General features: G+C 71.3%; 10 protein-coding genes. 4 read left to right on the top strand and 6 right to left on the bottom strand.

The window, feature by feature from the left end; translation table 11 throughout:
• From C1J00_RS30545 to C1J00_RS30555, 3 genes are all read right to left on the bottom strand, one after another.
• Nucleotides 1-1,397: HAMP domain-containing sensor histidine kinase (locus C1J00_RS30545; RefSeq protein WP_102912225.1), on the bottom strand; the 1,397-nt coding region annotated here is incomplete at its 3' end.
• Entirely contained in the window at nucleotides 1,398-2,117 is a 720-nt protein-coding gene (locus C1J00_RS30550) for a response regulator transcription factor (protein WP_102912226.1), read from the bottom strand.
• Nucleotides 2,118-2,234: 117 nt separating this feature from the next.
• On the bottom strand, nucleotides 2,235-3,311 hold the full coding sequence (locus tag C1J00_RS30555; protein WP_102912227.1) for an LLM class flavin-dependent oxidoreductase: 1,077 nt from the start codon (nucleotides 3,309-3,311) through the stop codon (nucleotides 2,235-2,237).
• 161 nt (nucleotides 3,312-3,472) lie between these two features.
• On the opposite strand from C1J00_RS30555, the gene C1J00_RS30560 reads away from it, so the two are divergent.
• Nucleotides 3,473-3,808 carry a YnfA family protein gene (locus tag C1J00_RS30560; protein WP_033314012.1) on the top strand — a complete coding sequence of 112 codons (336 nt, stop codon included), beginning with the start codon at nucleotides 3,473-3,475 and terminating at the stop codon, nucleotides 3,806-3,808.
• Between the two features lie 137 nt (nucleotides 3,809-3,945).
• On the opposite strand, the gene C1J00_RS30565 is transcribed toward C1J00_RS30560, so the two are convergent.
• Nucleotides 3,946-4,380, bottom strand: coding sequence for an ester cyclase (locus tag C1J00_RS30565; protein ID WP_102912228.1), 435 nt, complete (start codon nucleotides 4,378-4,380; stop codon nucleotides 3,946-3,948).
• Nucleotides 4,381-4,504: 124 nt separating this feature from the next.
• Between C1J00_RS30565 and C1J00_RS30570 the strand changes: the two genes are divergently transcribed.
• On the top strand, nucleotides 4,505-5,281 hold the full coding sequence (locus tag C1J00_RS30570; protein ID WP_102912229.1) for an SDR family NAD(P)-dependent oxidoreductase: 777 nt from the start codon (nucleotides 4,505-4,507) through the stop codon (nucleotides 5,279-5,281).
• Between the two features lie 10 nt (nucleotides 5,282-5,291).
• On the opposite strand, the gene C1J00_RS30575 is transcribed toward C1J00_RS30570, so the two are convergent.
• Complete coding sequence (locus C1J00_RS30575) at nucleotides 5,292-6,485, bottom strand: RtcB family protein (protein WP_102912230.1); 1,194 nt, start codon at nucleotides 6,483-6,485, stop codon at nucleotides 5,292-5,294.
• A 171-nt stretch (nucleotides 6,486-6,656) separates the two neighbouring features.
• On the opposite strand from C1J00_RS30575, the gene C1J00_RS30580 reads away from it, so the two are divergent.
• The gene (locus tag C1J00_RS30580) at nucleotides 6,657-7,493 is read left to right on the top strand and encodes a hypothetical protein (RefSeq protein WP_102912231.1); all 837 of its coding nucleotides are present in this window, start codon (nucleotides 6,657-6,659) and stop codon (nucleotides 7,491-7,493) included.
• Nucleotides 7,494-7,612: 119 nt separating this feature from the next.
• Nucleotides 7,613-8,482, top strand: a complete 870-nt coding sequence (locus C1J00_RS30585; RefSeq protein WP_102912232.1) for a DUF3558 family protein — start codon at nucleotides 7,613-7,615, stop codon at nucleotides 8,480-8,482.
• 137 nt (nucleotides 8,483-8,619) lie between these two features.
• Here the strand turns inward: C1J00_RS30585 and C1J00_RS30590 are convergent.
• Nucleotides 8,620-9,946, bottom strand: a 1,327-nt coding sequence (locus tag C1J00_RS30590) for a M16 family metallopeptidase (protein WP_102912233.1), incomplete at its 5' end; no start/stop codon positions are given.

Here is a 9,946-nt window from a genome sequence, read left to right on the forward strand (position 1 = left end):
GTGAACCCGGTGACCGTCCCGCCCCCGTCCCGCCGGAAGGCGAACGGCGCTCCCCCGTGGGCGAGGGCCACCTCGCGGACGATGGACAGGCCCAGGCCGGAACCCGGCAGGGAGCGGGCGTCGGCGGCCCGGTAGAAGCGGTCGAAGACGCGGGTGAGGTCGCTGTCGGCGATGCCCGATCCGCGGTCGAGGACCTCGACCCGGATCGTGCCGGGGCGGGCGGGCCCCGAGACGACGATCTCGATGGGGTCCCGGCCGCCCCGGTCGAACTTCACCGCGTTCTCGACGAGGTTGGACAGCGCCCGGGTCAGCATCCCGGGCCGCCCGTCGGTCGTGGTGTCGCCGCTCGCGCGCAGCAGGATCTCCCGGCCGCTGCGGCGCCGGGCCACCCCCGCCACCTCCTCCGCGAGGTCCGCGACGTCCACCCGCCGGGGCGGCTCGGTGTCGGACTGCCCGGCCGCGAGATCCACCAGTTCGTTGACCAGGTCGGTCAGCTCCCGGGCCTCCTGGCCCAGGTCGGCGACCAGTTCCTCGCGGGCTTTGGGCGGGAGTTCGCCGATCCGGTGCAGCAGGGAGATGTTCGTACGCAGGGAGGTCAGCGGTGTGCGCAGCTCGTGGCCCGCGTCCTGGACGAGACGGCGCTGGTCCTCCTCGGACTGCGCGAGCCGGCCCAGCATGCGGTCGAAGGCCCGGCCGAGGCGGCCCACCTCGTCGTGACCGGCCACGGGCACCTGGATGCCCAGCCGGCGGGTGCGGGCGACGTCCTCGGCGGCGTCGGTCAGCACGACCAGGCGGCGCGTGATCCGCCGGGCCAGCCACCAGCCGAACAGCCCGGCACCGACGACCACGGCCGCCACCAGCAGCAGCGTCCGCTGCTGGAGCACCCGCAGCAGATCCTCGACGTCGCTGAACTCCTGCGCGACCTGCACCGCGCCCCGGCCGCCGCCGAGGGAGACGGTGGCGACGCGGTAGACGTCGTCGCCCACGTCGACGTCCTTGTGCTCGGCCACCTCCCCGGACAGCGCCGCGGCGGCGATCCGCGCGTCGGTGCCGGTGACCGGCAGCCCCGGGCTGCCCCGGTCGACGACGTGCCCGTCCGGGCCGAGGACCTGCACGTCCGTGCGGGCCGGCCGCACCAGGTCGTGGCCCGGCGCGGCGGACGAGAAGTCGCCGGGCGTCATGTGGTTCTGCCGCACTTCGGCTCGCAGATCCTGCACGACCTCGTCGAACACGGTCTGCTGGTCCACCCGCACCAGCCGCGCGGCGGCGCTGTACGACAGGATGCCGACCAGGATCGTCACGGCCGCCGTCACCGCCGCGAAGGACACCGCGAAGGTGGTGCGCAGCGAGACGAGCTTTTGCCGACGCCCGACCGGCAGCCGGCGCGGGCGGCCCACTCAGTCCTCCCGCAGCACGTAACCCACGCCCCGGACCGTGTGGATCAGCTGCGGCGCGTCCGGTTCGTCGAGCTTGCGGCGCAGATAGCCGACGTAGACGGCGAGGTTCTTCGAGCCGGGTCCGAAGTCGTAGCCCCAGATGCGGTCGTAGATCGTCGAGTGGTCGAGGACGATGCCCGCGTTGCGCACCAGCAGTTCCAGCAGTTCGAACTCGGTGCGGGTCAGCTCCAGCTCGCGCGCTCCGCGCCAGGCCCGGCGCGCCTGCGGGTCCATGCGGACGCCGGCGGCGTCGATGAACCGCTCCGGGAGCGGCCTGGGCGTCTCGGCCGCCGGTGCGCTCCCGGCGCCCACCGGGCTGGTGCGGCGCAGCAGGGCGCGCAGCCGGGCGAAGACCTCCTCCACGTCGAAGGGCTTCACCACGTAGTCGTCGGCGCCCGCGTCCAGGCCGGCGATCCGGTCGGCGGTCTCCACGAGGGCCGTCAGCATCAGCACGGGCGTCCGGTCGCCCTCGGCGCGCAGCACCCGGCACACCTGGAGGCCGTCGATGCCGGGCATCATCACGTCCAGGACGAGCACGTCGGGTCGGTTGCGGTGGGCCTGCGCCAGCGCCTCGATCCCGTCGGCGACCGCCATGACCTGGTAGCCCTCCAGGGTCAGGGCCCGCTCCAGGGCATTGCGGATGGCGCGGTCGTCTTCGGCGAGCAGCACTGTTGGGGGCACGCGTCCAGTGTGCCAAGTCCGTGGGTTCCCGGAACCGTAGGCGCTGCGCCGGAGCGTCCTTCTTACTGCCCTCTCACCAGGGGCCGGGCGACCGTGGAGCCGGGCCCTACCGTCCCCTCACCCTCGGGCCCGGGCGAGCCGGGCCGCGTGCGTGGGGGCGTCGGGCACGTCCGCCGGGCGGTCCACGGCGAACTCCTTGCGCAGCACCGGCACGACCTCCTCGCCCAGCAGGTCGATCTGCTCCAGGACGGTCTTCAGCGGCAGCCCGGCGTGGTCGACCAGGAACAGCTGGCGCTGGTAGTCGCCGGCGTAACCGCGGAAGGCCAGCGTCTTCTCGATGACCTGCTGAGGAGAGCCGACGGTCAGCGGCGTCTGGTCCATGAAGTCCTCCAGCGACGGCCCGTGCCCGTACACCGGCGCGACGTCGAAGTAGGGCCGGAACTCGCGCACCGCGTCCTGCGCGTTCCTCCGCATGAAGACGTGTCCGCCGAGTCCGACGATCGCCTGCTCGGGCGTGCCGTGCCCGTGGTGGGCGTACCGCGTCCGGTACAGCTCGACCATGCGCCGGGTGTGGTCGGCCGGCCAGAAGATGTTGTTGTGGAAGAAGCCGTCGCCGTAGAACGCGGCCTGCTCGGCGATCTCCGGGGAGCGGATCGAGCCGTGCCAGACGAACGGCGGTACGCCGTCCAGCGGGCGGGGCGTGGCGGTGAAGCCCTGCAGGGGCGTGCGGAAAGTGCCCTCCCAGTCGACGACGTCCTCGCGCCACAGCCGGTGCAGCAGGGCGTAGTTCTCGACGGCGAGGTTGATGCCCTGCCGGATGTCCTGCCCGAACCAGGGGTAGACCGGGCCGGTGTTCCCGCGCCCCAGCATCAGGTCCACCCGGCCGTCGGCCAGGTGCTGGAGCATCGCGAAGTCCTCGGCGATCTTCACGGGGTCGTTGGTGGTGATCAGGGTCGTGGCCGTGGAGAGGATCAGCCGCTCGGTGCGGGCCGCGACGTAGCCGAGCATCGTGGTCGGGGACGAGGGCACGAACGGCGGGTTGTGGTGCTCGCCGGTCGCGAAGACGTCGAGCCCCACCTCCTCGGCCTTCTGCGCGATGGCGACCATGGCCTTGATCCGCTCGCGCTCCGTGGGCGTCCGGCCCGTGGTGGGGTCGGGCGTGACATCGCCGACGCTGAAGATCCCGAACTGCATGGTCGCTCACCCTCCACGTTGTTTACGGTTCAACTATACCGGGGAACGGCAGCCCACCCGTGCCTATTCCCCGAGCGGGCCATTCGTCGAGCCGGGCTCCGGCCGGCTCCACCACGACCGCCTCGCCGCCCCGGGGGCAAGCACATGCGAAGCTGACCGCCATGTCCGTGCTCCGCTCCGCCGCCCTCTTCGCCCTCGCCGCCCTCCTCGAAATCGGCGGCGCCTGGCTCGTCTGGCAGGGCGTGCGCGAACACAAGGGCTGGCTCTGGGCGGCCGGCGGCGTCCTCGCGCTCGGCGCCTACGGATTCGTCGCGACGTTCCAGCCCGACGCCCACTTCGGCCGCGTCCTCGCCGCGTACGGCGGGATCTTCGTCGCCGGCTCGATCCTGTGGGGCGTGGTCGCGGACGGCTACCGCCCGGACCGCTGGGACATCACGGGCGCGCTGGTCTGCCTCGCGGGCATGGCGGTCATCATGTACGCCCCGCGGGGAAACTGACCGGGGCGGTCGTCATGTACGCGCCCCCGCGGGGAAACCGACCGAAGCGGTCATCATGTACGCCCCGCGGGGAAACTGACCGGGGCGGTCATCATGTACGCGCCCCCGCGGGGGAAACCGACCGGCCCCCGGAAGCCTCAGAACGGCTCGTCGGGCAGCAGCCCCAACTGCCCGAGGAAGTCCATCTCGTCGAAGTACAGCCGGTAGTCGACGATCCGCCCGTCCCTCACGGTGGCGATGTCCACCCCGCGGATCCGGACCTCCTTCTGCGTCGGCGGCAGCGTCTCACCGTTGGGCAGCTCCAGCGGCCCGGTGTTGCGGCCGCGGTAGATCCCCTCGTCGATGGCCGTGTCACCGGCCTCGTAGGAGTGCAGCACCTCGAACGTCGCGCCGGGAACCGCCTCCGTCATCGTCCGCCAGTACTCGACGATGGTGTCGCGCCCGCGCAGCTCGCCCTCGTCGGACGTGAAGGCGACCGCGTCCTCGGCGTAGAGCTCGCCGACGACCTTCAGATCCCTGTGTGTGGTGACCGCGTCCGTGAGCCGGTCCATGACCTCGCGTGCCTCGCCCATGATCGCCTCCGGGAGAACAGAGGACCACCCAGCCCCATTCTCCCACCGCGGGGCCCGCCTATCCTGGCCGCGAGCCCGACGCGCACGCCGGGCCGCCGCACGCCCGAGGACCCGAGGAGCACCCATGGCCACCGCAGCCCCGCCCGCAGCCTCCCGCATCGCCGTCGTCACGGGTGCGAGCAGCGGAATCGGCGCAGCCACGGCCCGGCAGCTCGCCGCGGCGGGCTACCGCGTCGTCCTCACCGCGCGCCGCAAGGACCGCATCGAGGCCCTGGCCGAGGAGATCACCAAGGCCGGTCACCATGCCACGGCGTACACCCTCGACGTCACCGACCGCGCCGCGGTCGACGAGTTCGCCACGGCGTTCAAGACGATCGGCGTGCTGGTCAACAACGCGGGCGGCGCGCTCGGCGCCGACCCGGTCGCGAGCAGCGACCCGGCCGACTGGCGCCAGATGTACGAGACGAACGTCATCGGCACCCTCAACCTCACCCAGGCCCTGCTGCCCAAGCTGATCGCGAGCGGCGACGGCACGGTCGTGGTCGTCTCCTCCACCGCCGGCCACGGCACCTACGAGGGGGGCGGGGGCTACGTCGCCGCCAAGCACGGCGCGCACGTCCTCGCCGAGACCCTCCGCCTGGAGATCGTCGGCCAGCCGGTCCGCGTCATCGAGATCGCCCCCGGCATGGTCAAGACCGACGAGTTCGCCCTGACCCGCTTCTCCGGCGACAAGGAGAAGGCGGAGAAGGTCTACCAGGGCGTCGCAGAACCCCTCACGGCCGACGACGTCGCCGAAACGATCACGTGGGCGGTCACCCGCCCCGCCCACGTCAACGTCGACCTCCTGGTCCTGCGCCCCCGCGCCCAGGCGTCGAACACGAAGGTGCACCGGGAGGCGTAGAACCGGCCGGTCAGCCCTTCACGCAGACGACCTGCTTGATCTGCGCCACGACCTCGACGAGGTCCCGCTGCTGGTCGATGACCTGCTCGATCGGCTTGTACGCGCCCGGGATCTCGTCGACGACACCGGAGTCCTTGCGGCACTCCACGCCCCGCGTCTGCTCCTCCAGGTCCTTCGTCGAGAACCGGCGCTTGGCCGCGTTGCGGCTCATGCGCCGGCCCGCGCCGTGCGACGCGGAGTTGAAGGACTTGGCGTTGCCGAGGCCCTTCACGATGTACGAACCCGTGCCCATGGAGCCGGGGATGATCCCGTACTCGCCGGAGCCGGCCCGGATCGCGCCCTTGCGGGTCACGAGCAGGTCCATCCCGTCGTAGCGCTCCTCGGCCACGTAGTTGTGGTGGGCGCTGATCTCCGGCTCGAAGGTGGGCTTGGCCTTCTTGAACTCCTTGCGGATCACGTCCTTGAGGAGCGCCATCATGATCGAACGGTTGCGCTTGGCGTACTCCTGGGCCCAGAACAGGTCGTTGCGGTACGCCGCCATCTGCGGGGTGTCCGCGACGAACACGGCGAGGTCGCGGTCGACCAGGTTCTGGTTGTGCGGGAGTTTCTGGGCCACGCCGATGTGGTGCTCGGCCAGTTCCTTGCCGATGTTCCGGCTTCCGGAGTGCAGCATGAGCCAGACGGAACCGGTTGTATCCGTGCAAACTTCGACAAAGTGATTCCCTCCGCCGAGTGTTCCCATCTGCTTGGTGGCACGTTCCTGACGGAATTTGACCGCTTCCGCCACCCCGTCGAACCGCCCCCAGAACCCGTCCCAGCCAGCCGTGGCCAGCCCATGGAACCGCCCCGGGTCGACGGGTTCGTCATGCATCCCGCGCCCCACCGGAATCACCTGCTCGATCCTCGACCGCAGCCGGGACAGGTCGCCCGGCAGGTCGTTGGCCGTCAGGGACGTCTTCACCGCCGACATACCGCAGCCGATGTCGACGCCCACCGCCGCCGGGCACACCGCACCCCGCATCGCGATGACCGAGCCGACCGTCGCACCCTTGCCGTAGTGCACGTCGGGCATGACCGCGAGGCCCTTGATCCAGGGCAGGGTCGCCACGTTCCTCAGCTGCTGGAGCGCGCCCTCCTCGACCGAGGCCGGGTCGGTCCACATCCGGATCGGTACCTTCGCACCCGGTATCTCTACGTACGACATAACGCCCTCAATCCCCCGTAACTGAACAGAAGTCCTCAACAGCAAATACCGGCGCCAAGGTCGACGAAAAGGAAATCGGACCGGCGTCCACGGCAGTGCGTGCGATAGACATTGTGTCCATCGCCGCCCGTTCGGCGGCAAGCCAATATCCGTGTCGAGAGGAGCCATCACGTGCAACGAAAGGCGTGCGCACCAGGTATCGCCGTGCTCCTCGCGGCGGTACTGGCCGGCTGCACCGGCGGCTCGGCCGACGGCGGCCCGACGGACGAATCCAACCCCGATGACACGGGCACGGCATCGCCCGCCGCCGAGCCCGGCCGCTACCGCACCCTGCCCGAGCCCTGCGCCGAGGTCAGCGAGAGCACGCTCGACGAACTCCTCCCCGGCATCCGGCAGATCAGTGACGAGAAGCAGCGCGAGACGGCCTACGAGGGCGTGCCGACGACCACCTTCGACACCGACCGCAAGGTCGGCTGCCGCTGGAAGGTGGACTCCGCCGCCGCCACCGACCATCTGCTGATCGACTTCGAGCGGGTCGTCTCCTACGACAACGCCGTCAGCGACGACAGTCGGGCCGAGCAGCTCTTCGCGGAGCAGGAGGCGTCGGCCCACCTGCCCGAGCCGACGGCCACCGAGACGGCGCCCGTCGGCAGCACCCCGGCGGGCGGTTCGTCCGCGTCCCCGTCCGGTTCCGCGTCCCCGTCCGGCTCGCCGTCCCCGTCCGGTTCCTCGTCGCCGTCGGCGGCGCCCTCGGTGACGCCGACCGACTTGCAGCCCCGGGTGCTGGAGGATCTCGGCGACGAGGCGTTCCTCGACGACGGGCTGAGCAGTTCCGGTTCGACGGCCAAGCAGCGCACGGTGACTGTGGCGTTCCGCACGTCCAACGTCATCGTGACCATCGAGTACGCGGAGCAGCCGACGACCGTCGGCGTCGTGCCGGACAGCAAGACAATGCAGGACAGGGCGCAGAACCTGGCCGCGCAGCTGGCGGATTCGCTGGGCGGCTGAGGCCCCTTCACGGCCCCTTCACCCCTGCCCGCAAAGCACGCGAAGGAAGAACACACGGTTGCCTCACCGCGTACGGTGACCACTCGGACCCGTTCCGACCGCAGGGAACCACGAGCGTCATGAGTGAAGGAACCATGCAGCGACGAGCACAGCGAGTAGAGCGTGACCAGCGAGCCAAGCGCCGGGGCCGTGTCCTTGTCTGCGCGGCCGCCGTCCCCGTGATGCTGGTCGCCGCCGGCTGCTCCTCGGACTCCGGCTCCGGCGACAGCACGGACAAGGCCGCGAAGGCAGCTGCGTCGGCGTCGGCGAGTCCGTCACCGACGGTGCAGGCGGCGGCGTACGGCAAGCTTCCGGAGCCGTGCAAGGTGCTCTCGAAGAAGACGCTGGAGGACCTCGTTCCGAAGGGCAAGTCCGGCAAGGAGGGCAAGTCGGACGACATCTCGACCCGGGGCAGCTGCTCCTGGAACAGCCTCGACAACAACGGCGTGAAGGGTTCGCAGTTCCGCTGGCTGAACGTGTCGATGCTGCGCTTCGAGTCGGACGTCACCCGTGGTCCGGCTGACAAGCTGGCCCAGGAGCACTTCGAGAAGCAGGTCCAGGAGGCCCAGGCCGTCGAGGGCGCCAAGAGCGTCAAGACGGAGCCGGTGGCCGGCACGGGCGACCAGGCGACGGCCGTGCGCTACGACCTGAAGAAGAAGGAAGGCACCTTCAAGCAGCAGACGGTCGTGGCGCGCGTCGAGAACGTCGTGGTCACGCTGGACTACTACGGCGCGGGTCTGGCCGGCGACAAGACGCCGAGCGGCGCGGACATGCTGAAGGACGCGAAGAAGGCCGCCAAGGAGGCCGTCGGCGCGGTGTCCGAGGCGAACGGCGAGGGCGGCGGCAAGGCGGGTGGCGACCCGTCGAAGTCGCCCTCCAAGGGGGCGTCGGACGAGCCCTCGAAGGACACCGAGGCCTCGCCGTCGAAGAAGCCCGCGTCGAAGACCTGAGCGAGCCCGGCCGGCACCGCCCCACCCGTCTCCCGTCCGCCGGGGGGCGGGTGGCCGCGTCTCGGCATCGCGGTCCCGCCGACGGCTCGCCGTCCGACGTTCCCGTCAGCCCTTCAGCACGTCAGCCCTTCAGCCCGTCAGCCCTTCAGCACGGTGACGGGCGCCGGGCAGCGGTCTCGTATCTCCGCTGTGAAGCGGGCCGTGTCACCGACGGCGACCGTGACCATCCGGTGCGGCGGGAAGGCGGAGCGCAGCGCGGCGGACGCCTCGGCGGCCGAGACCGCGGCGGCCCGGGTGAAGACATCGGTGAGGATCGCGGGGTCGCGCCCGTCGAGCACCAGGAGGGCGATCTCCTCGGCGACGTTGGCGGGGACGAGGTAGCGCAGGGGTGCCGCGTCGACGATCTGCGCGATCGCCGCCCGGTGTTCCTGCGCGGTGATGTCCTCGTGGGTGGCCGCGTCCAGAATGGTCACGATGTCGCTCAGCGCGGCCCCGGTCACGGAGGTCTCCACGGCTCCGGTCACGACGGCCAGGGAGTGCTCCACCACACCGACCAGCCTGCTGTGGAAGCCGTAGGTGTAGCCCTTGCGTTCGCGCAGGACCCGGTCCAGGCGTGCGTTGACCGAACCGCCGAGACAGTGGTTGCCGACGAGCAGCGCGTCCCAGCCGGGATCCGCCGCACCGGGCGCGACCGTGCCCAGCACGAGCCGTGTCTGTACCGCGCCCGGGCGGTCGACCAGGATGACCGCGGGTTCGTCGGGGACCGGGGGAGGAGCCTGCGGGGCCCGGACCGCGTGCCGCTCGCCTTCCCAGTCGCTCAGCACCCTGTGCAGCACGGTGTCCACGTCGAACCGGACCAGGTCCCCTGCGACGATCACGGTGGTCGCGCCCGGGCGGACGTGACGGGCGTGGTGGGCGGCCACGGCGTCCCGGTCGATGCGCAGCACCGTCTCGGCGTCGCCCAGCGCCGGTCGGGAGCGGCGGTCCCGGGCGTCGAAGAGCGCGCGGTGGATCTCCAGGGAGGCCCTGCGCTCCGGGTCCGCCAGGTGGCGCCGGTGGGCGTCGGCCTGCGACCTGGCCAGCCGGTCCACGGCACGGGGTGGCAGGAGCGGCTCGCGCAGGGCTGCTACGACGAGGCTGAGGGCGTGCTCCACGTAGGGTCCGGGCACGTCCAGTGTGATGCGCATCCCCGCGTGCTCCGCTCCCGCGCCGAGGGTCGCACCGCAGTGTTCCAGCTCCTGGATGAAGTCGAGCGAGGGCAGCCCTGGTGTGCCCTCGGCGAGGGCCCTGGCCGCGATGCCCGTGATGCCTTCGAGGTCCCTGGCTTCGAGTGCCAGGGGCACCTGGACGATGATCTCGACGCTCAGTACCTCCTGCCCGGGCCGGTCACAGGTGTGCAGCGTGACGCCGTTGGCCAGCACGGTCCGGTGGACGGGCGGGAAGCGGAAGGGTTCGGCGCGGACG

The organism is Streptomyces cahuitamycinicus, assembly GCF_002891435.1.
In the GTDB taxonomy this organism is placed as follows: domain Bacteria; phylum Actinomycetota; class Actinomycetes; order Streptomycetales; family Streptomycetaceae; genus Streptomyces; species Streptomyces cahuitamycinicus.

Coding starts and splice junctions, on each gene's coding strand:
- C1J00_RS30555 (WP_102912227.1), bottom strand. CDS start 3,311: ATGCAGTTCGGGATCTTCAGCGTCGGCGATGTCACGCCCGACCCCACC.
- C1J00_RS30560 (WP_033314012.1), top strand. CDS start 3,473: ATGTCCGTGCTCCGCTCCGCCGCCCTCTTCGCCCTCGCCGCCCTCCTC.
- C1J00_RS30565 (WP_102912228.1), bottom strand. CDS start 4,380: ATGGGCGAGGCACGCGAGGTCATGGACCGGCTCACGGACGCGGTCACC.
- C1J00_RS30570 (WP_102912229.1), top strand. CDS start 4,505: ATGGCCACCGCAGCCCCGCCCGCAGCCTCCCGCATCGCCGTCGTCACG.
- C1J00_RS30575 (WP_102912230.1), bottom strand. CDS start 6,485: ATGTCGTACGTAGAGATACCGGGTGCGAAGGTACCGATCCGGATGTGG.
- C1J00_RS30585 (WP_102912232.1), top strand. CDS start 7,613: ATGAGTGAAGGAACCATGCAGCGACGAGCACAGCGAGTAGAGCGTGAC.